This window comes from Prosthecobacter fusiformis (assembly GCF_004364345.1).
Classification (GTDB): domain Bacteria; phylum Verrucomicrobiota; class Verrucomicrobiia; order Verrucomicrobiales; family Verrucomicrobiaceae; genus Prosthecobacter; species Prosthecobacter fusiformis.
In genome coordinates, this window is record NZ_SOCA01000004.1 from 34232 (window position 1) to 61217 (window position 26986).

26 protein-coding genes are annotated in these 26986 nt (G+C 58.1%); 12 read left to right on the forward strand and 14 right to left on the reverse strand.

Going from position 1 to position 26986, the window contains the following annotated elements; translation table 11 throughout:
* Positions 1 to 4 precede the first annotated feature (4 nt).
* The gene (locus EI77_RS23370) at positions 5 to 280 is read left to right on the forward strand and encodes a sialidase family protein (RefSeq protein ID WP_166647226.1); all 276 of its coding nucleotides are present in this window, start codon (positions 5 to 7) and stop codon (positions 278 to 280) included.
* On the forward strand, positions 231 to 1160 hold the full coding sequence (locus EI77_RS12875) for a sialidase family protein (protein ID WP_166647227.1): 930 nt from the start codon (positions 231 to 233) through the stop codon (positions 1158 to 1160). Before EI77_RS23370 ends, EI77_RS12875 begins: the two co-directional genes overlap by 50 nt.
* 2 nt (positions 1161 to 1162) lie before the next feature.
* On the opposite strand, the gene EI77_RS12880 is transcribed toward EI77_RS12875, so the two are convergent.
* Positions 1163 to 2617, reverse strand: coding sequence for a sulfatase (locus tag EI77_RS12880; RefSeq protein WP_133795697.1), 1455 nt, complete (start codon positions 2615 to 2617; stop codon positions 1163 to 1165).
* A gap of 152 nt (positions 2618 to 2769) precedes the next feature.
* On the opposite strand from EI77_RS12880, the gene EI77_RS12885 reads away from it, so the two are divergent.
* Positions 2770 to 3801: a cobalamin-independent methionine synthase II family protein gene (locus tag EI77_RS12885; RefSeq protein WP_133795698.1), complete on the forward strand. Its 1032-nt coding sequence runs from the start codon at positions 2770 to 2772 to the stop codon at positions 3799 to 3801.
* A 23-nt stretch (positions 3802 to 3824) separates the two neighbouring features.
* On the opposite strand, the gene EI77_RS12890 is transcribed toward EI77_RS12885, so the two are convergent.
* Together EI77_RS12890 and EI77_RS12895 are read right to left on the reverse strand one after the other, a co-directional pair.
* Positions 3825 to 5132 (reverse strand): ABC transporter permease, encoded by a 1308-nt coding sequence (locus tag EI77_RS12890; RefSeq protein ID WP_133795699.1) that lies wholly within the window; start codon positions 5130 to 5132, stop codon positions 3825 to 3827.
* Between the two features lie 14 nt (positions 5133 to 5146).
* Positions 5147 to 6103 (reverse strand): substrate-binding domain-containing protein, encoded by a 957-nt coding sequence (locus EI77_RS12895; RefSeq protein WP_133795700.1) that lies wholly within the window; start codon positions 6101 to 6103, stop codon positions 5147 to 5149.
* A gap of 104 nt (positions 6104 to 6207) precedes the next feature.
* Between EI77_RS12895 and EI77_RS12900 the strand changes: the two genes are divergently transcribed.
* Positions 6208 to 8157, forward strand: a complete 1950-nt coding sequence (locus tag EI77_RS12900; RefSeq protein WP_133795701.1) for an SMP-30/gluconolactonase/LRE family protein — start codon at positions 6208 to 6210, stop codon at positions 8155 to 8157.
* Positions 8158 to 8165: 8 nt separating this feature from the next.
* On the opposite strand, the gene EI77_RS12905 is transcribed toward EI77_RS12900, so the two are convergent.
* Entirely contained in the window at positions 8166 to 8783 is a 618-nt protein-coding gene (locus EI77_RS12905; protein WP_133795702.1) for a trimeric intracellular cation channel family protein, read from the reverse strand.
* A 67-nt stretch (positions 8784 to 8850) separates the two neighbouring features.
* Positions 8851 to 10203: a cytochrome-c peroxidase gene (locus EI77_RS12910; RefSeq protein ID WP_133795703.1), complete on the reverse strand. Its 1353-nt coding sequence runs from the start codon at positions 10201 to 10203 to the stop codon at positions 8851 to 8853.
* 100 nt (positions 10204 to 10303) lie between these two features.
* On the opposite strand from EI77_RS12910, the gene EI77_RS12915 reads away from it, so the two are divergent.
* Positions 10304 to 10690 carry a YciI family protein gene (locus tag EI77_RS12915; protein WP_133795704.1) on the forward strand — a complete coding sequence of 129 codons (387 nt, stop codon included), beginning with the start codon at positions 10304 to 10306 and terminating at the stop codon, positions 10688 to 10690.
* 13 nt (positions 10691 to 10703) lie between these two features.
* On the opposite strand, the gene EI77_RS12920 is transcribed toward EI77_RS12915, so the two are convergent.
* The 6 genes from EI77_RS12920 to EI77_RS12945 form a co-directional block, all read right to left on the reverse strand.
* Entirely contained in the window at positions 10704 to 12230 is a 1527-nt protein-coding gene (locus EI77_RS12920) for an efflux transporter outer membrane subunit (RefSeq protein ID WP_133795705.1), read from the reverse strand.
* Between the two features lie 78 nt (positions 12231 to 12308).
* Positions 12309 to 15500: an efflux RND transporter permease subunit gene (locus EI77_RS12925; RefSeq protein ID WP_133795706.1), complete on the reverse strand. Its 3192-nt coding sequence runs from the start codon at positions 15498 to 15500 to the stop codon at positions 12309 to 12311.
* A gap of 99 nt (positions 15501 to 15599) precedes the next feature.
* Positions 15600 to 16742, reverse strand: a complete 1143-nt coding sequence (locus tag EI77_RS12930; protein WP_133795707.1) for an efflux RND transporter periplasmic adaptor subunit — start codon at positions 16740 to 16742, stop codon at positions 15600 to 15602.
* 54 nt (positions 16743 to 16796) lie between these two features.
* Positions 16797 to 17459 carry a TetR/AcrR family transcriptional regulator gene (locus EI77_RS12935; protein WP_133795708.1) on the reverse strand — a complete coding sequence of 221 codons (663 nt, stop codon included), beginning with the start codon at positions 17457 to 17459 and terminating at the stop codon, positions 16797 to 16799.
* A 30-nt stretch (positions 17460 to 17489) separates the two neighbouring features.
* Complete coding sequence (locus EI77_RS12940) at positions 17490 to 18770, reverse strand: MFS transporter (protein ID WP_133795709.1); 1281 nt, start codon at positions 18768 to 18770, stop codon at positions 17490 to 17492.
* Between the two features lie 57 nt (positions 18771 to 18827).
* Entirely contained in the window at positions 18828 to 19241 is a 414-nt protein-coding gene (locus tag EI77_RS12945; RefSeq protein ID WP_133795710.1) for a ketosteroid isomerase-related protein, read from the reverse strand.
* A gap of 34 nt (positions 19242 to 19275) precedes the next feature.
* Here EI77_RS12945 and EI77_RS12950 point away from each other — a divergent pair, with 34 nt between their 5' ends.
* From EI77_RS12950 to EI77_RS12975, 6 genes are all read left to right on the forward strand, one after another.
* Positions 19276 to 19659 carry a DUF3817 domain-containing protein gene (locus EI77_RS12950; protein ID WP_243838847.1) on the forward strand — a complete coding sequence of 128 codons (384 nt, stop codon included), beginning with the start codon at positions 19276 to 19278 and terminating at the stop codon, positions 19657 to 19659.
* Positions 19660 to 19720: 61 nt separating this feature from the next.
* Positions 19721 to 20380, forward strand: coding sequence for a hypothetical protein (locus EI77_RS12955; protein WP_133795711.1), 660 nt, complete (start codon positions 19721 to 19723; stop codon positions 20378 to 20380).
* A complete protein-coding gene (locus EI77_RS12960) occupies positions 20377 to 20679 on the forward strand; it encodes a transcriptional regulator (RefSeq protein WP_133795712.1) in 303 nt (100 codons plus the stop codon). The genes EI77_RS12955 and EI77_RS12960 overlap by 4 nt, the downstream gene beginning before the upstream one ends.
* Before the next feature lie 57 nt (positions 20680 to 20736).
* Entirely contained in the window at positions 20737 to 21582 is an 846-nt protein-coding gene (ispH, locus tag EI77_RS12965) for a 4-hydroxy-3-methylbut-2-enyl diphosphate reductase (protein ID WP_133795713.1), read from the forward strand.
* A 40-nt stretch (positions 21583 to 21622) separates the two neighbouring features.
* Positions 21623 to 22399, forward strand: a complete 777-nt coding sequence (locus tag EI77_RS12970; protein WP_133795714.1) for a ferritin-like domain-containing protein — start codon at positions 21623 to 21625, stop codon at positions 22397 to 22399.
* Between the two features lie 133 nt (positions 22400 to 22532).
* Positions 22533 to 23963 carry a carbohydrate porin gene (locus EI77_RS12975; RefSeq protein ID WP_133795715.1) on the forward strand — a complete coding sequence of 477 codons (1431 nt, stop codon included), beginning with the start codon at positions 22533 to 22535 and terminating at the stop codon, positions 23961 to 23963.
* On the opposite strand, the gene EI77_RS12980 is transcribed toward EI77_RS12975, so the two are convergent.
* The 3 genes from EI77_RS12980 to EI77_RS12990 all read right to left on the reverse strand — a co-directional run bounded on the left by EI77_RS12980 (position 23964) and on the right by EI77_RS12990 (position 25815).
* Positions 23964 to 24656, reverse strand: a complete 693-nt coding sequence (locus tag EI77_RS12980; protein ID WP_133795716.1) for an SdpI family protein — start codon at positions 24654 to 24656, stop codon at positions 23964 to 23966. It lies immediately after the preceding gene.
* A complete protein-coding gene (locus EI77_RS12985) occupies positions 24653 to 24973 on the reverse strand; it encodes an autorepressor SdpR family transcription factor (RefSeq protein ID WP_133795717.1) in 321 nt (106 codons plus the stop codon). The genes EI77_RS12980 and EI77_RS12985 overlap by 4 nt, the downstream gene beginning before the upstream one ends.
* Before the next feature lie 68 nt (positions 24974 to 25041).
* On the reverse strand, positions 25042 to 25815 hold the full coding sequence (locus EI77_RS12990; RefSeq protein WP_133795718.1) for an ABC transporter permease: 774 nt from the start codon (positions 25813 to 25815) through the stop codon (positions 25042 to 25044).
* Between the two features lie 146 nt (positions 25816 to 25961).
* Here EI77_RS12990 and EI77_RS12995 point away from each other — a divergent pair, with 146 nt between their 5' ends.
* Positions 25962 to 26963, forward strand: coding sequence for a hypothetical protein (locus EI77_RS12995; protein WP_133795719.1), 1002 nt, complete (start codon positions 25962 to 25964; stop codon positions 26961 to 26963).
* The last annotated feature ends 23 nt before the right edge of the window (positions 26964 to 26986 follow it).

A 26986-nucleotide genomic window follows, 5' to 3' on the forward strand; every position in this document is an offset into this window, starting at 1 on the left:
CGCCATGCTCAAGTCTCTCCTGCTCTCGTCCTTCCTTGCCTTTTCCGCTCACGCCGCCACTCCTTTTCTGGAGAAAACGGATGTGTTTGAAGGTGGCAAAGGCGCTTCTCTATACCGCATCCCTGGCGTCGTCGTCACTGGCAAAGGCACTGTCCTGGCCTACTGCGAAGCCCGTCTCAATGACAGCAAGGACTGGGGTGAGATCCAGGTGCACCTGCGTCGCAGCACCGATGGCGGCAAGACTTGGGCGGCTCCCCCAGCACATCGCCCATCATGGTGAGCGTGCTGAAGGCAACCCCCGTAAAAAGGAAGGCGGAGAGAAGGAACAGACCGTCAACAACCCCGTCGCCATCGTGGATGCGAATGGCACCATCCACTTCCTCTATTGCCTGAATTATGCCCGCTGCTTCTACATGAGCAGCACCGATGACGGACTCACTTTCAGTGAACCTCGCGAGATCACCGCTGCCTTTGAAGGCTTCAAGCCCCGCTGTCCCTGGAATGTGCTGGCCACCGGTCCTGGTCATGGCATCCAGATCAAAAGCGGTCGTCTCGTCGTTCCTGTCTGGCTGGCTTATGGTTCTAAACCGGGTGATCATGCGCCCTCCATGGCTGGCACTCTTTATAGTGATGACCATGGTGCGACCTGGAAGGCCGGAGACATCGCTGTGCCCAATGAGGGTGAGTTTGCCAACCCGAACGAGACCACCCTTGCCATCCTCTCAGATGGTTCGGTGATACTCAATACACGCAGTGTATCAAAGGCCAGCCGCCGTCTCGTCACCGTCAGTGCTGACGGTGCCACTGGCTGGAGCCAGCCTCGTTTTGATGACTCCCTTTGGGAACCTATCTGCATGGGCAGCCTGACCGCATTACCGCAGAAACCCGGCACCCTCATCTTCGCCAATCCGCACATGCTGAAACTGGATGCCGAGGGCAAGCCTGTTCCCGGCGGTCGTGGTCTTCGTGAGAACCTCACCATCAAACTCAGCCGTGACGACGGTCAGACCTGGATCGCTAGCAAGACCCTGGAGGCAGGGAAGAGCGCCTATTCAGATCTGACCGTTCTTTCCGATGGCACCATCCTCTGCTTCTATGAACGCGACAGCCGCCTGACCGCTGCCCGTTTCAACGAGGCCTGGGTGGAGAGCAAAGAGTAGCTTTACTCTTTGGGCAGCGCGGCCTTCCAGCCTTTCTTGATCTGATTGGACAGCACTTGAATCACCTTCGCATGCTCAGGCAGGGCCGCCAGGTTCACGGTCTCCTGCGGGTCCGCTTTATGGTCGTATAGCTCGGTGCCTGCTTCCATGCCCTTCGGGTTCTTCCACTCGGTATATCGCCAGCGGTCCGTGCGGATGCTGCGGCCTTTATACCCTTCCGGTCCCCGGCGCAGGTATTCGCTGAAGGCCGCCTTCTTCCATGGGCGTTTAGGGGTATTCAACAACGGGGCAAAGCTCTTGCCTTCCAGCTTCTCACTTATAGGCAGGCCTGCCAGATCGGCCAGGGTAGGGTATAGATCCACCAGCTCCACCAGTGCCCGGCTCCGTTCTCCGGCAGCCTTCATCCCGGGGGCGCTGACCATCAGTGGCACCCGTGTGCCTAACTCGAAGTTAGTCATCTTGGTGAACAGCCCCTGCTCACCCAGGTGGTATCCGTGGTCACCCCACAGGACGATGATGGTATTCTCCCTCAGCCCCAGCCGGTCCAGCTCCGCAATCACACGTCCAAGCTGCGCATCCATGAAGCTGACGCAGGCACGGTAGGAGCGGATCAGTTTCAAGGCCGTGGGCTGGTCAAGGTCGCCTTTGGCTGGGATGCCTCCATAGCTGCGCAGTTCATAGAGGTCATGCAGGGCAGGGGCGGGTACATCCTTGCCGGGCGTGGAGTTATCAGGCATCCGGATACTGTCCTCCGGGTACAGGTCCCAGTACTTCTGCGGGCAGGTGAAAGGCAGGTGCGGCTTTACAAAACCGACCCCCAGGAAGAAGGGCTTCCCTTCGGACTTCAATCGCTGGAGTGTCTCAATGGCCTTGAGGGCAGTCTGGCCGTCGGGATAGACATCATCCGGCTCAGGAGAGGCTTCATAAGGCATGGGCCGGATCAGCCGGGGCTGCTTGTCTTTGGGCAGCTTCTTCATGCGTTTGATGAAGTCCTCAGACTCTTTGCTGAACCAGTGGCGGTAGGGCTCGCCATGATACCAGGAAGGCTCGCTCCAGCTCTGCGGATCATCTCCTGGCTCCACGGAGCTATGATGGAAGATCTTGCCCAGGGAGATGGAAGTATATCCGTTGTTCTTGAAATGCTGCGGCAGGGTCACCACATCGGGAAGGGTGGGACGAAGGAACTTGTTGTTAGCCAGGATCGTCGTCGTTTCCGGGCGGAATCCGCTGAGCACGCTGTTGCGTGAAGGGTTGCAAACCGCTACCTGGCAGTAGGCACGCTCAAAGAGCACACCGCTCCCCGCCAGCCGATCAAGGTTGGGCGTTTGCATGTGGCTGGCTCCATAACAGCCCATCTCAGGACGCAGGTCATCCACAGCAATGAACAGAACATTGGGTGCCGCCTGTACGAGGGCAGTGGAAGCAGCAAAGAGAAGGGCAAGGATCCAGACTTTCATGAAACCTGTAAACGCCGGACAAGACGCAATCTCGCCTGAATTGATTGTGTTTTTTAAACTCATAGCTCTGATCAATGGAATATGCGGGCGGAATAATTGCGGGATGCGGGTGGGGGTTGACGGGAGGGCGGGGCGGGCTGTATCCTTGATGGATGAAGGATCAGCCATTGAGGACATCGGTGATTGGTAGCTACCCGTTTCCGGGGTGGCTGGAGTTTTCTGCTCAGCATTTGGACCAGTTTGGCAGTGCGGATGTGGCGGAGCTCCAGGATGATGCGGCGATGGTGGCGATCCAGGACCAGATTTCGGCAGGGCTGGATGTGATCACTGATGGAGAACAGACGCGGTTTGATTTTAACCTGTCGTTTTATGGGTTTATCGAAGGCATTGCGCTGGAGCCAGCGAGCCCGCGGCGCTTTGGTCCGCCAGCTCATGACCAGCGGGGGAAGCATGAGATCATTGGGGAGCTGAAGGCTCCTCGAGGGCTGGGGGCAGTGGAGGAGTTTCAAAGATTGAAAAGACTGGCAGGCGGTTCCGGTAAACGGCTGAAGGTGAGTGTGCCGGGACCCTATACGCTGAGCGGCAGGCTTGCGCCTAACCAACAGTATGCTGACAGGTATGCTGTCACGGAGGCGCTATTGCCGCTCGTTCGGCAGGAGATCGCTGACTTAGTGGCGGCGGGTGCGGAGGAGATCTGCGTGGATGAGCCGAGCATGAGTTGCTACGGCTTCCGCGAGGATACCGGGCGATTTGTGGACATCTTTAACCGGACGGTAGAAAGCGGTTATGGGCAGGCGCGGATCTGCACGCATCTATGCTTTGGAAACTTCAAAGGGCATCCGGTGGGGTATCGCAAATATGCACCTCTTTTCCCGGCTTTCTTTGATCTTCACTGCGATGAGGTGCACGTGGAGATGGCTAATCGTGAGTATGCGGAGCTGGAGATCATCGGCGAGATCGCCCAACGGACGGATGTGGCGGTGGGGATCATTGACGTGAAGAGCTACTACATCGAGACGCCCGAGAATGTGGCGGATGCGGTGCGGGCTTGTTTAAAGCTGGCTCCGGCTGAGAGGCTGGTCTTCGCCCCGGATTGCGGGCTGAGCCAGACGGCACGCTGGGCGGCGAAGCAGAAGCTGGCGAACATGGTGGCCGGGGTGGTCCTGGTGAAAGCGGAGATGTGAGAGCGCCGCCGCACATTGTCATGTCACTTCCGGCGCAGTTTATCGGCTAGGACGGCACCGAGGATGACGGTGCCGAGGACGACTTTTTGGGTGTAGCTTTCGACGTTGGTGAGATTCATGCCGTTTTGGATGACGGCGATGATGAATGCGCCGGTGAGGGTGCCGAGCATGGTGCCTTTTCCCCCGCTGAGGCTGGTGCCACCGACGACGACAGCGGCGATGACATAAAGCTCATACATGCCGCCATAGGTGGGAGAGCCACTTTTAAGCTGGGAGGCCATGACGACTCCGCCAAGGCCGGCGAGCAGTCCGCTGACGACATAGGCAAACATGAGCACGCAATCCACGGGCACGCCGGAGATGTGAGCAGCCTCGCGGTTGCCGCCAACAGCATACAGGTGGCGGCCGATGCGCATCTGGGTCATGACGATGTGAGCGACCCCATAAAGCAGAATCATGAGCAGGACGGCATTGGGGATACCCAGGACATCGGCCCCTCGGCCGAGCCACACGAAGCTGTCGGGGATTTGGTAAATGGACTGGCCTGCGGAAACGGTATAAGCGAAGCCACTGGTGACGAGCATCATGGCCAGGGTGACAATGAAAGGAGGGATGCTGAAGCGGGTGATCATGAGACCGGAGAAAGCTCCAGCAAATCCACAAGCAAGGATAGCGACCATGCATGCGAGGAGCATGCCGCCCGTGCTGGCGGTGAGGGCACCGGCATAATCACGGATGAACATCGAGACGAGAACGGCTGCGAGAGCCAGGAGACTGCCGACGGAGAGATCTATGCCAGCGGTGATGATGACCATGGTCATGCCAATGGCAATGATGGCGATGACGGAGATCTGGTTGGCGATGTTTAACAGGTTGTCGCCTTTAAGGAAATTGGGCCAGCGATAGCTGTCCGGTTTGATAATGACGGGTGTGCCGAGCGCGGGAAAGTCTTTGGATAACTCGGTGATGACTAGCCAGCGGGCGCTTTCTTCCGCTGTGATGATGGCATCCAGGCGGGTGCCTGCGGACTGCATTTTTTCCAAGGCGGCACGGGCGTCCGAAGGTGAGCCTTTGATCACGGCTGCGACGGTGACTCCGGCAGCCTGCACTCTGGCTGCGACTGTATCTGCATAGGCTGATTCATCTGATGATGGCCTAACAGCAAGCATGACCGTATTTCCTGATTTAACCCTGGAGACCACCTGGTCCACGGCGGCATCACCCGTGACGGACTGCTGAGTAAGGGTGACGAAACTGAAGAAGGCGCAGAGGGCCGCGAGCACGAAGATCATGCCGTGGTCAGACAAAAGGCGCAGCAGGTAGGCTTTCATGAATGGGATGGCGGTTACTTCAATTCAGGGTCTTTAAGGGCGTCTTTCTGCCGGTAAAGCTGGGTAGGAATAAGGATCTGCGCGGGCTGGGGAAGTCCACGTGACCAGGTCATGATGGAGGTGACAAGTTGGATGCCCATTTTGTCAGGAAACTGGATGGGGTCGGCGTAGATTTTGCCATCCTTGATGGCTTGCTTGCCTTCGGGCTGGCCATCGAAGCCAATGATGACGATCTGCTTTTCACGACCGGCTTTTTCAAGGGCGGCACGGGCACCGAGGGCGGCTGGGTCATTGATAGCGAAGATGCCGCGCAGATCCGAATGAGCCTGCAAGGTATCTTCCGCAGCTTTGTAACCGAGGTCTTTGGCTCCGCCGCTTTCGAGTTCGGCGACGATGTTGATGGCTGGCTTGCCACTGGCATTGTGGGCATCAATGATTTCACGAAAACCCTTCACCCGAAGCTGGCAGGATTCCACCTGCTTGAGGTGAAGGACGGCCACTTTGCCACCCTGCTGGCCGAGGGCCTCAATCATGGCATGACCGGCCTCTTTGCCGCCGCCATAGTTATCGGTAGCGATTTGGGTGACGATTTCTACGCCGGGTTCGTTGCAGGGGACATCGACGGTGAAAACGGGGATGCCTGCGGCATTGGCCTCCTGAATAACGGGGACGATGGACTTGGAATCGCAGGGGCTGAGGACGATGGCGCTGACTTTTTTGACGATGAAATCTTTGACCTGGTTGCTCTGCTTGGCCACGTCCTTATCACCACTGACGACGATGACCTCATAGCCATGCTTTTTACCCTCGGTAGCCAGGTTGTCGCCAATGACTTTAAAGAAAGGATTGTCCAGGGTTAGGAGGGAAGCTCCTATGGTACCCTTGCTGGATTCATTAGCCTCAGGTCCGCCACAGGTAGTGAGTGCGAGAAGAAATCCGATGCTCAAAATAGGTCGTAATAGAGTTCTCATGCAGTGAACAGCGGGGTTGGTCCGCCGATCTTGTGGGTTTCGTTACCAAATGACAATGATTGAGTGTGAGAGGGTTACGTTTTTTTAGACGTTCGTTAGTGTCCATGCATTCCATTCTTCCAACTCTGCTTGTTCTCCTGGCCGGCACTGTTCTGTCAGCCGAGCCGAAATTGTATGTCGCCAACGCGCTGACAAATGAAGGTCTTTTTACTGACGGCATCGAGGGACCTGCTTGTGATGAGCAAGGGAATATCTTTTGTGTAAAGTTTGGTGGTGAGCATACGCTGGGGAAAACGACACCCGACGGATGTGCGGAACTGTTCTTGGACCTGCCCGCAGGCAGCAAGGCCAATGGCATTCGCTTCGGCCCGGATGGTCTGATGTATGTGGCGGACTATACGGGACACAACATCCTACGGATTAATCCAGAGACAAAGGAGACAGAGGTCTTTGCGCATGAAGCGGAGATGAGCCAGCCTAACGATCTGGCCATCACCATTGAAGGGCATTTATACGCGAGTGATCCCAACTGGGGTGAGGGAACGGGCCGGGTGTGGCGCATCGACCGGCAGGGAAAGGTGACCTGCGTCGTGGAAGGCATGGGGACGACCAACGGCATCGATGTGAGTCCGGATGGCGAGACACTGTATGTGAATGAGAGTGACCAGAGAAAGGTCTGGGCCTTCACTATCGGCAGTGAGGGAGAGCTGATGGACAAGCGTCTGATCAAGGAGTTTCCTGCCCAGGGCATGGATGGCATGCGGGTGGATGTGAAAGGGAATCTATACATCACGCGGCATGGAAAAGGCACGGTGGTGAAGCTATCCCCCCAAGGAGAGGTGATGCAGGAAATCAAGCTGCCAGGAAGCAAGCCGTCCAATCTGTGCTTTGGGGGCAAGGACGGGCGCACGGTGTATGTGACGGAGATGGAGCATGGGCAGATCGTACAGTTTCGCGTGGACCAGCCAGGGCTGGAATGGAAGCGGATGCAGGAGCGTGTGGCACTGAATAAGGAGCGGAAACCGCTGAGGTTTTACCGGCAGGCGGCGGTTCAGGAAGTGTGTGCCTGGCCTAACCTGACGTTATCACGTGACGGGAGCATCCTGGCAGTGCTGCATAACCAGCCGGGCCATGGTACGATGGAAGGTGACATCGAATGCTGGGCGAGCACGAACGGTCTGCGCTGGGAGAAGCGCAGCACCATCACGCAGCATGCGCCGAATACGATCCGTATGAACCATGCGGCGGGGCTGGCTGGAAATGGGGATCTAGTGGTACTTTGCTCTGGCTGGACCAATGAGAAGCAGGCGGAGCGGCCCAAGCAGGCTGAGTTCCGGGATGCGATATTGGGCAACTGGGTGCTGCGATCCAAGGATGGCGGCCTGAGCTGGGATAAGCAGGAGTCCTTTCCCAAAGCTGAGGCTGGCTGGACGGAGTACATCCCTTTTGGGGATATCTGCCAAGGGGCGGACGGTGCTCTGCATGTGTCCTGCTATCAGGGGGAATACCTGGATGCGGCGATCTCCTCCAAGACGAAGGGATATCGCTCCTGGCACTTCCGCAGTGATGACGATGGCTGGACATGGAAGGCAGTATCGCTGATCGGTCCGCGTCATAATGAGACGACGCTTTTTCATCTGGGCGGTAAGAGCTGGCTGGCGGCTGCGCGGGTGGATGCCATGGACATGTTTCGCAGTGATGATGATGGCCTGACCTGGACGAGCCTGCCGCGTGCGACGGAGCGCAATGAGATCAACGGTCATCTGATGCGGATGAAGGATGGGCAGCTCATGCTGACGTATGGGGTGCGCATCCCTGGGCGCTATGGAGTGTGTGCGAAGTTTAGCGATGATGAAGGCCGGACGTGGAGTGGGGCGGTCCGCATCGCCCATAGCTATGTGTGGGACTGCGGGTACCCGAGCAGTGTGCAACTGGCGAACGGGCAGATCGTGACGGCTTACTACTCCAAGGATACGCCTGAGTATAGCGGCTACCAGATGGGGGTGGCGGTATGGGAGGCTACTACCCGGCTGACTGCGGAGAATAACAAATAGTGCCGGTTTCAGCCCCGATGGCGGGTGGTGAAAGTAGGCAGACGTACCTTCCAGTACATGGCGGCAAGGCGCAGGATCAAGATGACTCCCATGCCGATGTAGCGGTGGCTTTCGGATGGAGGAAACCACTGGCGCAGGAGGACAAAGGTGGTGGCTCCCATACCGGCGGCGGTGGCATACAGCTCTACCTCCGCACGGAGCACCCAGGGAATCTCGCTGCGCAAGACATCCCGCAGGATGCCGCCTGCGACGCCGGTGACGATGCCCATGAGCACGGCGACGAGGCCAGGAGAACCCAGCAGGAGGGCCTTTTCCGTTCCTATGATCGCAAACAGGGCGAGGCCAAAAGCATCCGCGATGGCGAGGGCACGATTTGGGATATCCCCAAAACGTGCGACCACAAAAGTGACCACTGCGGCCACCAGGGCGGTGGAGACAAAATCCGGTGTCTGGATCCAGAAGACGGGGCGCACGCCCAGGCAGAGATCCCGGATGGTGCCGCCGCCGACGGCAGTGACCAGCGCGAGGACGAGTGCCCCAAACAAGTCCATGCGCTTCCCCTCGGCGGCGAGGACACCGGAAATGGCACAGACGGCGCAGGCGGAATATTCAATCCAAGGCGGCATGCCCGCACTCTGAACGAGAATTTAGATTATTCGAAGGTAAGTCGCGCTTTGTTTTAAATAGCTCCCTTCATGGAGACGGTACCTCGTAGGCATACCGATAGAACCAGGAACCGGTGAGGCTGACCTGATGCTGGCAGAGGCCGTTGGCATCCGCAGTGACGGTGGCGATGGTGGTATCCCAGTTCACAAGATCTGTGGAAGCCTGGAGTTTATACTGCAAGCCGGGGGTGGCCTGGCAGGAGACTTTGGCCATGGCGGCTCCGCTTTTTTCGATCTTAATGGCGGTGGCGGGGAAGACGATGAGGGAAAGCTGACCGGCTTCATCAAATGGGTCTGACCATCGCTCATCCGTATAGACGGCACTGCCAGTGAGGGTGAGGAGAAAGGCGAGGAGGCTGTCCTTTTCATCCTGGGTGAGCCCGAGGTTTTGAGGCTGGCCATTGGGGCGTTGCAGACGTGCATCGAGCTGATCGTTGTCAGCCGGGATGGCATTGTAATGATTAATGACGGCCTCCAGGGTGGCGAGGCTGCCATCGTGCATGAAGGGGCCGTTGGACTGGCCGCCGGGGCCGATGAGATCCCGCAGGGAGGGGGAGCGGACATTGGTGAGGTCCGTGCCGCCGCCGATCTTGGTGGTGACGCCGTTGTTCCGGCTGGCGGGATCGATGTCAAACTCGCCAGGGCGGTGGCAGCCTGCGCAGCCGGCACCATTGGGTGGCGGGGTGAGGAAGATCTGCTTGCCCGCATTTTCCTGTGTGGTGAAATTCGGGAAGGGCGCATTTCCATTGGCCACCTGTGCGCGGCCGACATCGAAGCGTGAATCAAAGGACTGGATGCTGCGGATGAACTGGGCGAGCGCCAGTTGCAAACGGGATTCCGTGATGGCGGTATCTCCAAAGGCCATGGCAAAGAGGACCTGATATTCCTCAATGGCGGCGAGCTTTGTGAGCAGGACGGAAAAGGCCGGGTCATCGCCCGTGCCACTGAAGCCCATCTCCGCATGGTCCCGGATGGGTTGGGTGGTCTGGTTTTCCAGAGTGGTGGCGCGCTCATCCCAGAAGAATTTAGGCTCCTGGGAAAAGCGGCTGTTGATGAGGCGCATGGAGTGGCGGCCAGTGGTGCCATTGACACCAGTGCTAGCGATGGATGTATCGCTAAAGGCATGGGCCTGCTGGTGGCATGAGGAGCAGGAGATGCTGTCATCCTTTGACAGGCGCTTGTCATAAAAGAGCACGCGACCGAGTGTGGCACCCCGGTCCGTGATGGCCTTGCCGTCGGTGGTGTTATCCCGGGTGATGTAGGCGGGCTTGCCCTGCTGGGCGTAATTGGCCTGGGTGGTCAGATCCAGGATGCCGCTGCCAGCGGTGGCAGCAAAGGGCAGGCTAGAAAGCAGGGTGCAAAGGGCAAGGGAGACCTTCATTGTTGTGAAGGGTTTCTCATGAGAGAAACGATGGAGCAATCGGCTTTACCCTGGCTTAACAAATCTCAAGACATGACGGTGCAGGATTGTAAAATAGGGGATGAATCCGCCTGATGCTCCCTCTGAATACCTCGTCATTTCCCGTGGCCAATGGGATAAGGATCTGCCTCCTGAAACCATCCAAGCGGCGATTGACCAATTTTACATCTGGCTGGAAAAGAAGGTGGAGGCGGGGCAGATGATAAAGGGGCAGCGACTTGCCACTGGCGGGGCGACCGTTTCTAAAAAAGGTGTGATGGACGGTCCCTATGGAGAGACGAAGGAGGTCATCGGCGGATACTGGTTTGTCCTGGCCGGGAACCTTCAAGCGGCGGTTGAAATATTGGCTGAAAATCCCTGCGTGCAGTGCGGACTGCTCTTTGAGATCCGCCCCATCGAGACGGAGCGGGCCTCCGCCTATGCGGTGACGAATGAGACGCCGGACTGAATGGTAGCGACGATTATGGCAGGACGGGCTCTTTCTTGTTGAAGATGCCTTTGACCTTGCTGAAGAAGCCGGTCTTTTCCTCGGGGATGAAACGTGCGGCGGGGTCTGGCACGATGGCCGGGATGATGACGGGCTGAGTCTGGTCCCAACCGCCGCCGAGGGCCTTGATGAGGGAGACACTGGCGATGAGGCGCTGACCGGCGACCTGGACCGTTGCCCGCTGGGTGGCCAGGGTGGTGCGGTTGGCCTCAATGACATCCAGGTAAGGGCTGGTGCCGGACTCGTAACGAGTGCGGGCAAGGCTGGCGGCGCGCTCGGCACTGTTGCGTGCGCGTTGCTGGGCCTCGGATGAGACGGCCAGATGGCGGATGGAGGAGAGGCTGTTTTCGACATCGGCCACGGCGGTGAGGAAGGCCAGACGGTATCCGGCGAGGGCTTCATCATGCTGGGCTTTGGCCTTGTTCAAATTGAAGACGTTTTTGCCGCCAGAAAACAGGGGGATGTTGATGCTGGGGCCGTAGCTGTAGATGAGGGATTCCGGCTGCATGAGGAGATCAATGTCCGCGCTCTGGAAACCGCCACGGCCGATGAGCTTGATGCTGGGGAAGAACATGGCTTTGGCGACGCCGATGCGGGCGGTGGCGGCGGCGAGGGCACGCTCGGCCTGGGAGACATCCGGACGGCGCTCCAGGAGATCGCTGGGGGCACCGACGGGGAGGGCCGGGGGAGAGTAAAGGCTGCTGCCACTGGCGGGGATGCGGAAGCTGGCGGCATTGGCTCCGAGGAGGATGGCGATGGCGTTTTCCAACTGGTCGCGCTGGGACTGAAGAGTGGAGGTTTCCGCTTCGGCGGTGGCGACTTCGGTTTCAGACTGGGCCTGCTCCAGCTCGCTGCCAGCTCCGGCTTCGACACGGGCCTTGGCGATTTTGAAGGCCTCACCGCGAAGACCGATGGCCTCACGGACGAGGCGGATTTCCTGGTCGAGGACACGCATCCTGAAGTAGTTGGTGGCGACATCGGCCTGGATGCCTAACAGGATGTTATGCACAGCATCGGCGGCGGCCTGGGCATCGGCACGTCCGGCTTCCGCACCACGGCGGATTTTGCCAAAGAGGTCCAGCTCCCAGCTCAGGTCGGTGACGGCATTGTAGGAAGGGCCTTCATAAAAGAGGCCGTTCAAGGGGATGGGGCTGATGGCATTTTCCGAGGTGCGCTGGCGGTCGGCCGAGAGCGGCATGGAAAGGACCGGGAAGAGATCTGCACGGGCCATGCGGGCGGTGGCGCGGGCTTGGTCAAACCGGGAGATGGCGGCCTTGAGGTTTTGGTTATTGGCGGTGGCGCTGACCATGAGCTCGTTGAGCTTTGGATCGCGAAACAGCTTCCACCATTCTCCTTTGGGCTGGTGGGAGGCAGGCCGGGCTTCACGCCAGGCGACGCCTTTGAAGCGCTCCGGGGTGGCCGTGGCGGGGCGTTCATAGTTAGGCCCGACCTGGGCGACGAGAGCGCCGGTGCTGAGGAGGAGTGGGAGAAGGAAACGCATGGGAGGGGCGAGTATGGGGACGGGAGGGGATGCGGGACGGGAGGCCAATGCTCATCCCGCAGTCGCGGGACAGGGGGCTTAATGCTCAGTGCTCAGTTGGGCGGGGGAATGGGGAAGAACGGGGGTATGAGGGGTGGCGGCTTTTTTCTTTTTGCCGAGGGTCATGAGGATGACATAAAAGACGGGGGTGAGGAAAAGGCCAAGGAAAGTCACGCCGATCATGCCGGCGAATACGGCGGTGCCCATGGCGCGGCGCATTTCAGAACCGGCACCTGTGGAGATGACCAGGGGATACACACCGGCGATGAAGGCGATGGAGGTCATGAGGATGGGGCGAAGACGAAGGCGACAAGCGTCCAGGGCGGCATCCAGGGCGCTGAGGCCGTGGTCGTGACGCTCTTTGGCAAATTCGACGATGAGGATGGCGTTCTTACAGGCCAGGCCGATCAAAACGATGAAGCCAATTTGAGTGAAGATGTTGTTATCCCCGCCGACATACATCACCCCGGCCAGGGCGAAGAGGAGGCAGACTGGCACGATGAGGATGATGGCCAGCGGCAGGCGCATGCTCTCATACTGGGCAGCGAGCACCATGAAGACGAGGAGGATGCAGAGGGGGTAGATATAAACGGCGGTATTGCCGGCGATAATCTTTTGATACACCAAGTCGGTCCATTGGTATTCGAAGCCGGGAGGGAGGGATTTGACCAGCTCGGACATGACGGCTTCGCCTTCACCGGAACTGAGGCCAGGGCCAGCAGCACCGTTGAGATCGGCGGCGAGGTAGCCGTTGTAATGGGTGACGCGGTCTGGGCCGTTGGTCTCATTGACGGTCACGAGGGAACCGATGGGCACCATTTCACCGGCAGCGTTGCGGGTCTTCAGACGGGTGATGTCACCCACGTCATCACGGAATTCAGGCTCGGCCTGGGCGACGACCTGATAGGTGCGACCGAAGCGGTTGAAATCATTGACGTAGAGACTGCCAAGATTGATCTGGAGAGTCTCGAACAAGTTGGCGAGGGGGACACCCTGGACCTTGGCTTTTTCGCGGTCCACTTCAGCTTCGAGCTGGGGGACGTTGACGGTATAACCGGAATAGACCTGCTGGAGTTTGCCTGTGGCGTAGGAGGCACCGACGAGATCCTGGGTGGTCTTATAAAGAGCATCGTAGCCTTGGTCGCTGCGGTCCTGGATCATCAGCTTAAAGCCGCCGGTGGTACCGATGCCATTGACAGGCGGAGGGGAGAGAACGAGCACCATGGCGTCCTGAATTTCCATGAACTTGCCGTTGAGAGCCTGGGCGATGGCATCGCCTGAAAGCTCAGGGGTGGTGCGGTCTTCGAAGTCGTCCAGACCGACAAAGACGATGCCGCTGTTCGGGCTGATGCTGAAGCCGTGGATGGAAAGGCCAGGGAAAGCGATGGCGTCCTTTACGCCAGGGTGGTTCAGCACGATGTCTGACATGCGGCGCATGACGGTTTCCGTGCGGTCCAGGGAGGAGCCATCGGGAAGCTGGGCAAAACCGACGAGATATTGTTTGTCCTGAGCAGGAACGAAGCCGGTGGGCACCTTGTCAAAGACGCGGACGGTGAGCCAGACGAAACCGCCGTAGAAAATGAGGGCGATGATGCTGAAACGGATGATGCGTTTCACCATACCGACATACATGTTGGATGACCATTCGAAGAAGCGGTTAAAGGGACGGAAGAACCAGCCCAGCATGGCATCCATGATGCGGGACAGGATGTCTTTCTTTTCATGGTGGCCCTTGAGCAGAAGAGCGGAGAGGGCCGGGCTGAGCGTGAGCGAATTGATGGCCGAGATGACGGTGGAGATGGCGATGGTGACCGCGAACTGCTTATAAAACTGACCGCTGAGACCGCTGATGAAAGCGGTGGGGATGAACACCGCGCAGAGCACCAGGGCGGTGGCGATGATGGGGCCGGTCACTTCCGTCATGGCCTGCTTGGTCGCTTCAATGGGGCTGAGGCCGTTGCCGATGTTACGCTCGACGTTTTCCACCACCACGATGGCGTCATCCACGACAATCCCGATGGCTAGAACTAGCCCGAAGAGGGAGAGGTTGTTGATGGAGAAACCGAGGGCATACATCACTGCAAAGGTACCCACCAGAGAGACGGGGACGGCGACGAGCGGAATGATGGAGGCGCGCCAGGTTTGCAGGAAGATCACGACCACGAGCACGACGAGGAGGATGGCCTCGATGAGGGTGTGAATGACGGCATCAATGGACTTGTCCACGAAGACGGTAGGGTCATACGCGATGGCATAGTCCAGACCTTCGGGGAACTTTTTCTTCAGTTCCTCCATCTTATCGCGAACGGCCTGGGAAAGGGACAGAGCATTGGCTCCTGGGAGCTGGAAGACGGGAATACCGACGGCACGTTTATTATTCAGCAAGCTGCGCAGGGCGTATTCGCTGGAGCCGAGCTCCAGGCGGGCGACGTCTTTGAGACGAAGCTTTTCACCAAACTTGCCGACTTTGACGATGATGTTGCCAAACTCCTCCTCGCTGACGAGACGGCCTTTGGTATTGATGGTGAGCTCAAATGGGACGGGCTTTCCAACCGGCTGCTGGCCAATGACGCCAGCGGCCACCTGGACGTTTTGTTCACGGATGGCGTTAACGACATCGGAGGAAGTGAGGCCACGTGCTGCGGCTTTATCGGGATCAATCCAGACACGCATGGCGTATTCGCCACCGCCAAAGAGCTGGACCTGACCGACGCCGGGCAAACGGGCCAGTTCATCCTTCACATTGAGGGTGGCATAGTTGCGCAGATACAGTTCATCATACCGGTCATTCGGCGAGAGGATGTGCACGACCATGGTGAGGTCGGGGGAGGACTTCACAGTCGTGACACCAAAACGGCGGACTTCCTCAGGCAGCTTGGGCAGCACCTGGGCGACGCGGTTTTGCACCTGCACCTGGGCCTGGTCCACATCGGTGCCGAGCTTGAAGGTGATTGTCAGCGTCATGACGCCGTTGGCCGTACTCTGCGAGGACATGTAAAGCATGTGCTCGATGCCGTTGATGGTCTGCTCCAGCGGCGAGGCGACGGTTTCAGCGATGGTCTTCGGGTTGGCACCCGGATAGGTCGCGGTGACGATGACCGTGGGCGGTGCCACTTCCGGATATTCGGAAATAGGTAGCTGGAAGAGTGTGATGCCTCCCAAAAGAAAGATGAGGAGGGAGAGCACACCCGCAAAAATGGGGCGGGTGATGAAGAACCGGGAGATGTTCATACGAGAGATCGGGAGGCGTGACTGGGATGCAGGTTCTCCGTTTCGCTCCGTGGGGGCACGGCGATGTGGAGGCTCGGACTGGGAGAGTGAGGGAGATGCTTAGTTAGCAGCCGTGGCTTTGGCGGGAGGTGCGTCCACGGGGGCTACGGGCATGCCAGGCTGGGGCAGACGTGCCTGGCCATTGATGATGATTTTGTCTCCGGCGTTCAGGCCGCTGCGGATGATGCGCTTGCCGTTGATGCTGGGGCCGATGACGACGGGCTTATAAACACTCATGTTCTTATCATCCACGCCAAGGACAAACTTGTTGGCTTGGTCGGTGAGAATAGATTTTTCATCGATCAAGAGAGCCGGGTATTCGGCGGTCATCGGCAGACGGACGCGGGCGAAAAGACCGGGAGTGAGGCTGCCGTCCGCGTTAGAAAACTCGGCCCGGAGGATCATGCTGCCGGTGCTGGAATCCAGGCGGTTGTCGAAGGACTCGACGTGACCTTTATGGGTGAAGGTCTTTTCATTGGAAAGCTGGAGTTCCACGGGCACGCGGCCATCGCCATTGGTGAAGAGCTTTTTGTCCCGCTGTAGGGCTTGCAGGCGAAGGAGGCTGTTTTCATCAATGTCAGTATAAACATAGACGGGATCCACAGTGACGATGGTGGTCAGGAGGGTGGTGCCAGCGGTGACGAAGTTTCCTGTTGTGGTGATGGCGCGGCTGATGCGGCCGGAGATGGGGGCTTTCACTTCCGTGTGCTCCATTTCGATTTCGGCGCTGTGCTGGGAGGCTTTAGCGGACTCCAGAGCGGCTTCCCCCTGGCGGAACATGGATTCGCGCATTTCACCCTGCTCAGGAGCGATAGCCTTGGCGGCCAGAAGGCTGGAGACGCGGTCGTATTCCCGCTTAGCGGCGAGAGCGCTGGCTTCGGCACGCTGGACTTCGGCCGTGGCGACACGGAGCTTGGTCTGGAAAGGGCGCTGATCAATGGTGAAGAGGATATCGCCTTTCTTGACTAGCTCCCCAGCCTTGAAGTGGACCTCGGTGATGTAACCGGCTACGCGGGGGCGTAGCTCGACCGTTTCAACGGGTTCGACACGTCCCGTGAACTCCTCCCACTCGACGAGCTTCAATTGCTCTACGGCGGCAATCGTGACCGGAGCGGGCGGCATCTGTCCGCCTTGGCCAGCTTGTGGAGGCTTTCCACAGGCGGCGAGGAGCAGGACGAATGGGAGGAGGGTTTGGGGTTTCATGCGGTTTCGGGGGGGAGGGGTTCGGGAGATGATGCGGGAAAGTTGACCAGTTGGTTAATTTGAGAGCGCAGAAAGTTTCTTGGAGGTGGCTTTCGTTGCTTTCGGGCTGCCTCGCGGAGTGCGCTGAGTAACGCCCAGGATGATCATGGCCCCGGCCTCAAATTCATCCAGGTAGCTGAGGTCATTCCACATGCGGGCATGGAGTAAAAGCCCTTCGCTGTAGGCGAAAACAATGCGGGCGATGGCGTTAGGATCCGGTGCGTCGATGATGCCCTGGGCATCGGCATCGCGCACGGCGCACTCATAATAGAGGATGAACTGGCTGAGGATCTCCTGGAGTTTGTTGCGCAGGCGGTCATCCACTGTGCTGATCTCTGCGCCCAGGGAATGGACGGGGCAGCCGAGGACACGGCCATGCTTGGCCAGGAGTTCTTCCTGCTCTTTGCGGAAATTGCGGAAGCAGTTCAGAATGCGGTCCAGCGGCGGGACGACGGGGGAGAATGTCTGGTCCAGTTCCCGGCGGTGCTCCAGCCAGCTATGCTCAATGCCGATAATGGCGAGGTCTGTCTTGGACTCGAAGAAATGGTAGAAGCTGCCTTTTTTGACTCCGGCACGCTCACAGATCTGATCCACGGAGGTGCTGCCATAGCTGCCCGTCCAGATCAATTCGATCACGGCTTCAATCAGGCGGATTTTGGCGTCACTGGTGCGTCCCATGCGGGGACATTGGCGAAACTAGACGAACAGTCAACTATTTTTCTGCACGGCCACCAGACGGGGTTCGGGAATGCGGTGGAGAATGATCATGGAGATGATGGCAAAAGCGGCGGCGACGGTTGCCACGGTTTCAAAAGATTGCGTCCATGCATAGATCTGGCCGCTGATGAAGGTGGCCAGGAGGAAGGCGAAAACATTACAGAAGCCCAGGATGGCCTGGAGTGTGGAACGACGCTCCGGCGGGCATAGCTCAGCGGCGAGGGTAAGGTCCCCCACCCGGTCAAGAAAGAGGCCGAAACCGAGTACGAAATAGGACAGCATGAAGCCCGTAAACGACTCCGTCACGGAGACCCAGATGCAGAGGGCCACACAGACCACACGAGAAGCCTGGAGCAGGACTTTACCCCCGCTTCGATAACCGACCCAACTCGCCAGAAGGCTTCCCAGGACGACCCCGACGGCCTGGCAAGTGACGAAGCGGCCCATGTCCTCTTTAGGACGTCCGGTGACGTTCAAAGCATGAATGGTGAGAAAGGAGACGACCATCAAGTAACCCATGCCAGTGAAGCGGGTGATGACCAGCTTGATGAGCCGTGGCTGCGCACGCAGGATGCCGGGCAGGCTATGCAGGTAGTCCCGATAAGGACCGCAAGGGGTGGCTGGGTGCCGGTTCCGCATGTGCTCGTCTTCGTGCATGAAAAGCTGCGAAAGCCAGGAGACGAAGAGCAGGCCAAAGACGGCCAAATGCAGCCAGGCATAAGCGGTGCGATTGTCGAAATGCGTCAGTACCTGATGGATGACTGCGCCGGCCAGGATGCCGATCACGGCCTGGATGATGTATCGCACGGCCCAACCGGCGGCACGGGCTTTTTCAGGCACCATGCGTGTGACCATCTCCATCCAGGCCACGACAGTGATGCCACCCAGGAGGCCGGAGATGATGGGGGTTAGGACAACGATGGAGAGCAGAGCGCCCTCAATATTGTCGGCATACATGAGGATCAGCCCGGTGATGAGGTATGGCAGGCGCTGAAGGAAGCCAAAGAACAGTACCCAGGGTTTAAATCGGGGCAGGCGCTCCACAATAGGGGCGATGAAAACGCCCGCAGAGGCGGATGCAGCGGGCAGCAGCACCGGCATCATGGCGATGATCCAGGCCTGACCTCCGAGGGTTTCCACCATTTTTGGCAGCACACTTTCCGGTGCCAGGAAGGCTGTGCCGCCCATGTAAAGCCCGCCTTCCAGGCAGTGGCAGATGAAATTCCGCCGCACCGCATGGGAATGTGGATGCTGGGGGGCGGATGCGGACATGTGCGAAGCCAGTAAGATGCCTTAGTTCCTTCCGGAAGAAAGCAATTTGAACATGCTTTAAGCGCCTACCTGACGCAGCCAATCCTCCAGGTTGTAGTAGTTCGTCACACGGGCGACTTTCGCGCCCCGGATATCAAAAAAAGCGCCTACCCGCAGGCGATAGGTCTGTCCTGTGGCCGGGGGCAGTCCTTCATCGGTGGCCAGGTAGGCACCGAGGATATAAAATTCCGCTGCTGCGCGGGTGCCATCTTCATGGGCCATCACGGCCAGCTCGGTTACTTCTTCCCGGTAGCTGCGGTCCATCCTTTGCAAAAAGGTGCGGAAAGCCTGCTTGCCGATCTCTGAGGTCCCTTGGTTAATATCATGCACGACATCCTCTGTTAGCAGGGCCAGCATGGCCTCTCGGTCGCCGGAGTTGAAGGTGGCATAGTAATTTTCAATCAAGCGGACAGTATCGGCGGCGAGGGACATCGGGAAGGTTGAATGAAGGATGGGCAGGGGTCAAGTGACAGCCCCTTCAAGGATTTTCATCCGCCCTTTGACAGATGGCCAGACCGCGCTGACTGGCGATGAGTTCTCTTTTAGCATGGCTTCCAAGACGATCTCATTTCTTCGCCGCATCGCTCTCCTTGAGGGCGGTTCGTTTTTGCTCCTTCTCGGCATTGCGATGCCTTTGAAGTATCTGGCGGACATGCCGATGGCGGTGAAAGTAGTGGGCTGGCTACACGGGGCACTGTTTGTGGTGTTTTGCTATGCATTGCTCCAGGTGACGATGAAGACCCAGTGGTCGCTAGTGCGTTGTGCGTTGGTGTTCGTTGCTTCGTTGGTGCCTTTTGGTCCTTTTGTTTTGGACAGCCGGATGCGTGCTTGGGAGCAAGAGGCCAGATGATTCCGCTTTGTGAGGCAAAGTTTTTCTTGCGCAGGTAACTTTATGCCGCAAAGTGAGGCTCATGAGCACAAAGCAAGACGCCCTCGAACATCTTCGGGTGATCCGTTCCCTCATGGAAAAGGCACATATTTACAGGGCCATCTCAGCACCGGCTGCGGGTCTCGGTGGGGTGCTGGCTATCGCTGCCGCCGGGCTGACGGGATGGCAGATGATGCAGAAAGGCGGGCTGCCTGAAAGGGAGGGGGATACGTTCCTTTGGCAATGGCTGGTCATCCTGGCCGTGACGGGTGTGGTGAATGTGATCCTGCTGGCGCGGGAGGCGGCACGGCGTGGACAGCCGCTGGTCTCCGATGGCATGCGCATGGCGCTGAAAGCCATCCTGCCGCCATTGCTTGTGGGTGGAGTGCTGGGGGTAGGCCTCATTGTGCATCTGGATAATCACGTGATGGCGGTCCTGGTGTGGGTGGTGTGCTATGGGCTGGCGCTGCTGGCCACGGCCAGTTTTTCCCCACGGTCTCTGGTGCGGCTAGGCTGGGTATTTACTCTGCTGGGGCTGGTCTTGTTTTGGGCCTGGGCCGCGAATGGAGATATCCGCATGATGCCCCATGATGAAGGCCCGGCGGCATTGATCATGGGTCTGACCTTTGGCCTCTGTCATCTGGCCTATGCAGGAGCTGTTTTTCTGAGTAGAAAACCGGAGGCTGTGACCGCACGCGAATGATCGACTTTGACCAGTTGGACAAGACGATTCATGAAAAGAGCCGTCTATCCATCATGACACTGCTTTCCACGCGGGGGGAGTGGGCGTTTCAAGATCTAAAAGCCGAGCTGGGCATGAGCGATGGCAATTTGATCACGCACCTGCGCACACTGGGAACCGCAGGGTATGTGCAGGAAAGCCGCGATGACTCCGGTACACGGCCGCGAACGACGTATGCCGTGACGCCTGCGGGCACGAAGGCTTTCAAGAGTTACGTGGACGTGCTGGAGGCTATCGTGAAGGCTATGAACCCAGGCTGAATCCCCTTTTTTAAACAATCACTTTGCATCACAAAGTTAAATCCCAAATAACATCCTATGATCATTCATCTCGCCCAACATTACGGCATGTGCTTCGGCGTCCGCGACGCCCTGCGTGCTACGCATTCCGCCGCCAGTCAGGAGCCGGTAACCATCCTCGGCCAGCTAGTTCATAATCCCGTGGTGGATGCGCACCTGGCGACCCTGGGAGTCCGACGCGGGAACCTGGAAAAGATGGACTCCTCCAGCACGCGCAGAGTCATCATTACAGCCCATGGGGCATCGGATGCGCATCGCCAGAGATGGCAGCAGGCGGGTCATCAAATCACAGATACGTCCTGTCCATTGGTGAAAAAGGCGCACCATGCGCTGGGCGCTTTGGTGGAGGAGGGATATCACCCGGTGGTCATCGGCCAGAGGCAGCATGTGGAGGTGCAGGGGCTGATCGGTGACCATCCGCAGGCGAGTGTGCTGCTCACCGCAGAGGATGCCTGCTGCATCCCTGCGCACTCCAGGCTGGGAGTCATCTCCCAGACCACGCAGCCTTTGGATCATGTGCTGCGAGTGGTGGAGGCGATCAAGCGTCACCATCACCGGTCCGAGGTCCGTTTTATGGACACCGTCTGCCGTCCCACCAAACAGAGGCAAACAGCGCTAGAGGACCTGGCGAAGACCTGCGACCTGATCATCGTCATCGGCGGTCGCAACAGCAACAATACCCGTCAGCTCACAGAAAAGGCGCGGTCTCTAGGCGTGCTGGCGGAGCAGATCGAAACGCCGGATGAGCTTCGCGCAGAATGGTTTCGCCAAGTGGCCCATGTGGGCGTCACCGCTGGTACCTCCACCCTGGATGAAACCGTGCGTGCCGTGATGGACCGCCTTCAAAATATCTCCTGCCAGTAAACTACCCCAACATCAACATCCTAAAACAATAGAAAACAATATGAATACCCAGTCTTGGATCCACCATTTTCAAACCAACGCCGCTGTGCATGATCAAATCTTGTTTGAAGGCCAGCCCTGCACTTTGCCGGAGGCTGTGCGAGTGCCGGTGGCACATTCGCTGGCCATCTTTCAGCTCGGGGAATCTGGCACGGGGTCCCGGCTGAGGCGGTATGCACGCGAGGTGGCTCCATTGGAAAATTTTCGTGGGTATCAGCGGGCGATTGATCTCTTTGTCTGCGAAGAACAGGCGCACTCTCGGTTACTAGGCCGCTTGGTTGGGCATCTGGGGGGAACACTTTTGCAGAAGCAGTGGACGAACAGTGTCTTTCGTCGCCTGCGGTTTCTGGTGAACCTGGAGTTCGCCATTCAGGTGCTGCTGACGGCGGAGCTGGTGGCGGAGGTCTATTATGGCACGCTGTATCTTCGTGTTGAGGATAAGTCCGTTCGGAATGCCTGCCGTCAGATATTGAGGGATGAGATGAAGCACCTGGAATTTCAACGTCAGTTCCTGGCTGAGCGCTTGGCCACTTTCTCGCCTATCGGACGGTATCTGTGGAACTGCCAATTCCGCCTGATTCATGCTTTGACAACACGCGTGGTGGCTTGGGACCATCGAGCCTGTTTAAAAGCTCTGGGAATGAGTCGGGACTCTTTTGTCCAGCGTTGCCACCAGGCTCATGAGCGGTTTCAAGCGAGGCTGGATGGACTTACCAATGAGCTCAAATGCCCGATTCAAAGCCCGCAATCAGTCCATGGAATGCCATTGCAGCCATGAGCGTGCGAGTATAAAACGGTGTAGAGGGGGTGGGAAATCGCTGAAGACAGCGATGTTAACATTTTGTTCAAATTAAATGTTGGCAAAATGACGGTGATATAATATTTATAAAGAATATTACAATTCACTCCCGATGAATACTCGTTTTAATATTACCGCTGCTGTCGCTGCGCTTGTTTCAAGCGTTGCCCTCTTGTCCCATGCAGGAGCGCCTGCGCCGCTGGTGGAGGCTCCTCCGAGCTCCGCTTTGGAGCAGTACTTCATGCAGGATTACATGCTGGGGGACTGGGGAGGGCTGCGTACCCGGCTGGCGGAAAATGGTGTGGATTTTGAGTTCTTTTACGTGGGCTCCATGCCGACGAATCTGGGCGGCGGTATCCGTGCGGGTTCCGCTTATCAGCATGGATTCCTGGCTGCCATGGATCTGGATACGGAAAAGCTGGGATGGTGGAATGGCGGTCACTTCCATGTTTCTGGTGTGTCTCTGGAAGGCCGCCCGTTTGCCGATACCTATGTGGGAGATCTGAACAAAACCAATCTGGTGGATTTCCCGGCGGATACACGCCTGTGGCAGGCCTATTACCAGCAGGATCTGTTCAACGACAAGCTCATCATTAAGGCGGGCCTTATGTCTGTGGACCGGGATTTTATTTTGCCAGAGTTATATAACTCCCTGGCATCGATCAACTTCATGAACCAGACCTTCTTCTTCCCGACGATGGCGTTCAACCTGTATGATATCCCGGGCTTCCCTGAAGGGTCGCATTCCCTGCCATCCACTCCGTATGCAGCTTTGGGCGCTCTGGTGAAGTGGCAGCCGGTGGAAAGTTTCTACATCCAGGCCGCTATTTATGACGGCAATCCAGACGCGAGCTCCTCCGGCACCCGGCTGGCGTTGCGGGCTGAAGAAGGTGCGCTGATGTATTTTGAAACCGGCTTCCGCCTGAATCAGGGCAAGGATGACCGGGGTCTGCCGGGGAACTACAAGCTGGGCGGTTACTACCACACCGACGAGTTTTATGATATCAATTCAACGATTCTTTCGATGACCCCGCTGCCTTTGGACACAGCGGAAACACATAAGGGTAACTATGGTGTTTATTTATTGGCGGAGCAGATGCTGTGGCGTGAATCAGGCCGGGATGATCCAGCGCAACAGGGCATCGTGGGTTTCTTTCGTGTGGCCGGTGCTCCATCGGATCGCAACCTCGCTGAATTTGGCATTGATGGCGGTCTGGTATTCAAAGGTCTTATTCCTGGACGGGATTACGATACGCTTGGCATTGGCGGCTCTTATCTGAAAATTAGCGAAGAGGTGAGCGATGCTCAGCGTCGGATTAATGAGTTCTTTACCGCTGCCCCCTTTAATGCTCCTGCGATTGAAGAGGCAGATTATGAGGCCGTCGTGGAAGTGAATTACAAGTTGCAACTCGCTGCTTGGTGGACGCTCCAGGCTAGCCTGCAATACGTGTTTCATCCTGGTGGCCGTGCCGGGGCAGCGCTGGCGGGTGACTCCACCCCTGACGCACTGGTGCTGGGCATCCAGACGACGCTGCGGTTTTAATTAAAGAGACGTCGTTCGCCGTTCTTTACGGGCTTCATTCCAAGCCACGAAGAGCGGTGGAACGATGAGGAAAAACAGCCACATGTAAGCGAGCCGCTCATGTACAATGTGTATGGGCAGCAGCCAGGAAAGGGTGGCGACGATGAGGCTGCTCACGGTCCAAATCCAACCGGCTACGCGGTGGGTCTGCCGCCAGACGTGTTCTGAATTCAGCGTCCACGGGACACGGACGCCGACATAGCGGTTCGGCTTCAGTTTGCCAAACAGATTGCCCATGAAGGCAAAGAGCAGGGCGACTGAGGTGAGAACGAAGCGGCCAACATCCGCCTGATGGCCTAAGGAGGCGGAGATCTGTACCAGTGCCACGGCTCCCAATAAAATGGAGATGCCCAAACGGATGAGGCGGGTGGCCTTGCCATGGGCGGTGAGCGCACCATCGGCATCCCGGTATCGTGCGGAGTCCCGAGACTCCTTGAACAAGACAAAGGCAAACGCCAGAAGGACCGTTACTGGCGTGACGAACAATCCCCAGGATTTCGGCGCATACCAGTTGACCTCCCCTTTCATGTTCCACTGCATGGGCACGCGTTCTGTCGCGAACGGCATGGCGACCAGTGCGGCAAGGATGGGAATGATGAGGATGAGGATCTGCAGCCACTCGCTGCGGATGAAGGTTTCGATTTTGGATTTCATGATGAGGAGCGGGGCTTGAGTTTCTTGAGTGCGGCTGCGGCTTTTTTGGCGGCTGGGCGGGGGGCTTCGACAAGTCCGCTGAGCCAGACCATGACGTCTTCGACAACACTGGTATTGAGATGGTAGCGGCGGAACTGGCCCTGGCGTTCTTCCTCAATGAGCTCTGCCTGACGAAGAATATCGAGGTGATGGGAAACGGTGGGTTTACCCACCTGGCAGGTGTCCGCAATCTCACCAGCAGTGAGGGATCCTGTTCGCAGCATTTCCAGGATCTGACGGCGGGTGGGATCGTTGAGGGCTTTGAAAAGCGAGTTCATTTGATTTGATATTTCGATAAATATCGAAATGAATCAAGCTGAATTTTGCATCGTGAGATCGGGCTCTTTTACACCCTCTCGCCGCTGGCCCTCACGACGAGCAGCACGGCTACGGCGATGAGGATCATGACGAGGCTGACTGCGACGGCGGACTCGAGATTACCGACGCTGAGCTCTAGCCAGACAGTGGTAGGCAGGACTTCGGTGCGGTTGCGGGTGGCACCAGCGAAGACGAGGATGGGGCCGAATTCCCCCAGGCTGCGGGCCCAGGCGATGCAGAAGGCCGCTACCAAACCGCGCCGGGCACTGGGCAGGGCGATGTGCCAGAGGGCCTGAAATCGCGTGGCCCCGAGGGTCAGCGCGACATCTTCCGGTCGGGGAGAAAGGTGGTCAAACGTACCGCGCACGGTGCGGATGGCAAAAGCAGCGGCGACGACGAATTGGGCGAGGATGACTCCAGCGACGGTGTACGTGAAGGGGATGACGCTTTCGATGGCCTTGCCGATCAGCGTTTGAAAAAAGATCAGCAAGCACAGCCCGATGACCATGGGCGGCAGGACGATGGGGATATCCAGCGCGGCATCGACGAGAGATTTTCCAGGGAATTGCCGCCGAGCCATCAAGTAGCCGATGGGCACGGCGACCAGGAGGGCAAAGGCGGCGGCAGCGGTGCAGGTGATGAGGCTCAGGCCCGTGGCGTAGCGGATCTCCGGTTTCAGCAGTGTGTCCAGCCAGGCCTGCGGGGTGCTGTAAAGAGCGGTGGCACCGATCAGCAAGAGCCAGAACAGCAGGTAGGCAGAAACGATGAAAGCGAGGCTGAGCCAGAAGAGGCGGGCAGGCATGGACGGGAAGGGTGGAAGGGGAAACTTGTGGAAGGGTGCTTTTCTATCGGAGCATTCTCCGGCGCACAATGGCGGAGAATCCGCGTGCATATGTTTGAATCGCCCTTGCCCGATTCTTCATATGATTCTAGTTTATCTAGTAACTGATGATCCTTTGTCTCGAATCTTCCCTCCTTGGAGGTTATCTCACCAATGAAGTGCCTGGTCTGGTGACCGGGATGCTGCATGTGGCGGGTTCCAAGCAGCCACTGAGGGTGGAACTGGTGGGAAATTTCCTGCGCGACATCGCTGGATGCCGGGTGGATCTGCACAATCCGCTGCCGCATGGAGACCTGGATGAAGTGGCGTGGCTTTCACCCCACCAGCACGGTTTTAACGGCGTGATGACAGCCTCCTACCGTGTGGCGAAGCTACCCCGCCGGCGATCTGCCGGGCAGACGGCACTGCCGGAGCCGCAAGGGCTGAAAAATCTGCTTTTCCTGGAGTGGTTCAACCAGCAGAGCCAGCGCATCCTTATTCAGTCCTGGCACCTGCAAATGCGCGTGAGTGCCCCGCGATGGCAGATGAGTGAGCAGGAAGAGGCGAGCCTTTTGCGCCAAGCGCGGGCGCGGCGGAAACATTTTCTTTTGAACCAGCGAGGCACGCAGGACCGTGCCAGTGCGCTGCATGCGCCGGGCATGCCGGATCCCTTTGAGCCGCATGATCTGAGCACGGGAAATCCTTTCACTTCGTTGGGGGACGCTCCTGCTTCCAGTCCCCAGGACCCGCCGAAATCCAGTCATGCGAATCCCGCGCGGCGATCCCAGGCGCTGGCCCAGGAACTGCGCCGCTTTGAGCAACTGCTGGTTTTTAATGAAGAGGTGCGCACACGCCCGGCGGTGATGCATCTGCTCTCGACTGTAGCGGATCTCACCGCGCACCTAGTGCATGTGCTGAGGCAGTTTTCGGAATCGAAAACAGCGCATTGGAACTTTTTGATCGTGGATCTGGAACAGTCCCTGCCGCTCTTTGGCGCGGCTCTTAATGCCACGGATAAAATGGTGCAGCATGCCAGCCCCGGCACGGACCAGGAATGGCTGGCGATGGTGCAGGCCTGTCTTCTGAACATCGAGCTGCGCATGCGGGAACTGCTGACGATGCTGCGATAAGTCCGCCCATGTGGCCCTGAACG

Coding starts and splice junctions, on each gene's coding strand:
- EI77_RS23370 (WP_166647226.1), top strand. CDS start 5: ATGCTCAAGTCTCTCCTGCTCTCGTCCTTCCTTGCCTTTTCCGCTCAC.
- EI77_RS12875 (WP_166647227.1), top strand. CDS start 231: ATGGCGGCAAGACTTGGGCGGCTCCCCCAGCACATCGCCCATCATGGT.
- EI77_RS12880 (WP_133795697.1), bottom strand. CDS start 2,617: ATGAAAGTCTGGATCCTTGCCCTTCTCTTTGCTGCTTCCACTGCCCTC.
- EI77_RS12885 (WP_133795698.1), top strand. CDS start 2,770: ATGAAGGATCAGCCATTGAGGACATCGGTGATTGGTAGCTACCCGTTT.
- EI77_RS12890 (WP_133795699.1), bottom strand. CDS start 5,132: ATGAAAGCCTACCTGCTGCGCCTTTTGTCTGACCACGGCATGATCTTC.
- EI77_RS12895 (WP_133795700.1), bottom strand. CDS start 6,103: ATGAGAACTCTATTACGACCTATTTTGAGCATCGGATTTCTTCTCGCA.
- EI77_RS12900 (WP_133795701.1), top strand. CDS start 6,208: ATGCATTCCATTCTTCCAACTCTGCTTGTTCTCCTGGCCGGCACTGTT.
- EI77_RS12905 (WP_133795702.1), bottom strand. CDS start 8,783: ATGCCGCCTTGGATTGAATATTCCGCCTGCGCCGTCTGTGCCATTTCC.
- EI77_RS12910 (WP_133795703.1), bottom strand. CDS start 10,203: ATGAAGGTCTCCCTTGCCCTTTGCACCCTGCTTTCTAGCCTGCCCTTT.
- EI77_RS12915 (WP_133795704.1), top strand. CDS start 10,304: ATGAATCCGCCTGATGCTCCCTCTGAATACCTCGTCATTTCCCGTGGC.
- EI77_RS12920 (WP_133795705.1), bottom strand. CDS start 12,230: ATGCGTTTCCTTCTCCCACTCCTCCTCAGCACCGGCGCTCTCGTCGCC.
- EI77_RS12925 (WP_133795706.1), bottom strand. CDS start 15,500: ATGAACATCTCCCGGTTCTTCATCACCCGCCCCATTTTTGCGGGTGTG.
- EI77_RS12930 (WP_133795707.1), bottom strand. CDS start 16,742: ATGAAACCCCAAACCCTCCTCCCATTCGTCCTGCTCCTCGCCGCCTGT.
- EI77_RS12935 (WP_133795708.1), bottom strand. CDS start 17,459: ATGGGACGCACCAGTGACGCCAAAATCCGCCTGATTGAAGCCGTGATC.
- EI77_RS12940 (WP_133795709.1), bottom strand. CDS start 18,770: ATGTCCGCATCCGCCCCCCAGCATCCACATTCCCATGCGGTGCGGCGG.
- EI77_RS12945 (WP_133795710.1), bottom strand. CDS start 19,241: ATGTCCCTCGCCGCCGATACTGTCCGCTTGATTGAAAATTACTATGCC.
- EI77_RS12955 (WP_133795711.1), top strand. CDS start 19,721: ATGAGCACAAAGCAAGACGCCCTCGAACATCTTCGGGTGATCCGTTCC.
- EI77_RS12960 (WP_133795712.1), top strand. CDS start 20,377: ATGATCGACTTTGACCAGTTGGACAAGACGATTCATGAAAAGAGCCGT.
- ispH (WP_133795713.1), top strand. CDS start 20,737: ATGATCATTCATCTCGCCCAACATTACGGCATGTGCTTCGGCGTCCGC.
- EI77_RS12970 (WP_133795714.1), top strand. CDS start 21,623: ATGAATACCCAGTCTTGGATCCACCATTTTCAAACCAACGCCGCTGTG.
- EI77_RS12975 (WP_133795715.1), top strand. CDS start 22,533: ATGAATACTCGTTTTAATATTACCGCTGCTGTCGCTGCGCTTGTTTCA.
- EI77_RS12980 (WP_133795716.1), bottom strand. CDS start 24,656: ATGAAATCCAAAATCGAAACCTTCATCCGCAGCGAGTGGCTGCAGATC.
- EI77_RS12985 (WP_133795717.1), bottom strand. CDS start 24,973: ATGAACTCGCTTTTCAAAGCCCTCAACGATCCCACCCGCCGTCAGATC.
- EI77_RS12990 (WP_133795718.1), bottom strand. CDS start 25,815: ATGCCTGCCCGCCTCTTCTGGCTCAGCCTCGCTTTCATCGTTTCTGCC.
- EI77_RS12995 (WP_133795719.1), top strand. CDS start 25,962: ATGATCCTTTGTCTCGAATCTTCCCTCCTTGGAGGTTATCTCACCAAT.